Genomic DNA, 1,262 nt, shown 5'->3' on the forward strand with positions numbered 1-1,262 from the left:
GGGAAAGGGAAGGCGGCGGCGGGGGCCGTACACGCGTAATCCAAAATGGAAATATTTTTGAAAAGGGCGGGGTAAACTTTTCGGCAGTACATGGTCAATTACCCGATACCATGAAAAGGGCGCTGCAGGTGGAGTCAGATGATTTTTTTGCTACCGGGGTATCTATAGTGATCCACCCAAACCATCCTTTGGTTCCTATTATCCATATGAACATCAGGTATTTCGAGATGCCATCTTCTTTTGGCGGTGCCGAAAAACCAATAAGATGGTTTGGCGGAGGTATCGATCTTACTCCGCATTACGTAATTGAGGAAGATGCCCGTTTCTTTCACGCCAATTTAAAAGCTGTTTGCGACAGTTATTATCATGATTTTTATCACCGTTTTAAACTTTGGGCGGATGATTACTTCTATATCAAACACCGAAACGAAACACGGGGGATAGGTGGTATTTTTTACGACCGGTTAACCGCTAATGACGAGTTAAGCTGGGAGAACATCTTTGATTTTTCAAAGGCCCTGGGCAGGTCATTTATTCCTGCATATACAGAGCTGGTTAACCGTAATCGCAACAAAGCATTTACCGATGAGCAGCAGCAGTGGCAATATCAACGCCGCAGCCGCTATGCCGAATTTAACCTGGTTTATGACGCGGGCACCAAATTTGGCCTCGAAACAAACGGACGTATCGAATCCATACTCATGAGCCTGCCGCCCACAGCCAAATGGGTTTATAACTACCAGGCGGTACCCGGCAGCGAAGAAGAAAAAACGTTATCGCTGCTAAAAAAAGGTATCAGCTGGGCTTAAATCATTACCTATGAAAAAGCTTATTCTTCCAATTATACTTATAAGTACCATGTGCTCCTTTAGCATGGATGATTTTCCGCTGAAAGGCGCCTGGGAATATAGGGGCAGTGTTGTTAATGGTAAAACAGATAGCGCTTCAACTGCTTATTCCTTACAACGCGTATATGATGATTCGCATTATAAAGCGGTGTTAAAAGAAAAAGGGGAGAAGGATGTTGTTTACGAAAAAGGAGATTACAAACTTGAGGCTGATACCTGTTTTGAAACACAAACCTACAGCCTGCAATCCTCAGAATTACTCAATAAAACAGTGAAATACACCTATACAATTAGTAATGATACACTTAAATTATTCACCGTTTTGCCCAATGGTAATATGATTGAAGATMACTGGGTAAAGATCAAATAAACTTAGCCTGCAGGGTTAATAAATTAGCTTGTGTGTATAAATTA

2 protein-coding genes are annotated in these 1,262 nt (G+C 42.1%); both read left to right on the plus strand.

Annotated features, from left to right (window positions below; genetic code table 11):
- Positions 1 to 809 (plus strand): oxygen-dependent coproporphyrinogen oxidase (gene hemF, locus AC1DPZ_RS27465; protein WP_477409496.1); only part of this gene is annotated, 809 nt, incomplete at its 5' end.
- 10 nt (positions 810 to 819) lie between these two features.
- Complete coding sequence (locus AC1DPZ_RS27470) at positions 820 to 1,218, plus strand: hypothetical protein (RefSeq protein ID WP_477409498.1); 399 nt, start codon at positions 820 to 822, stop codon at positions 1,216 to 1,218.
- The last annotated feature ends 44 nt before the right edge of the window (positions 1,219 to 1,262 follow it).

It is taken from the genome of Mucilaginibacter sp. P4_G9 (assembly GCF_056400985.1).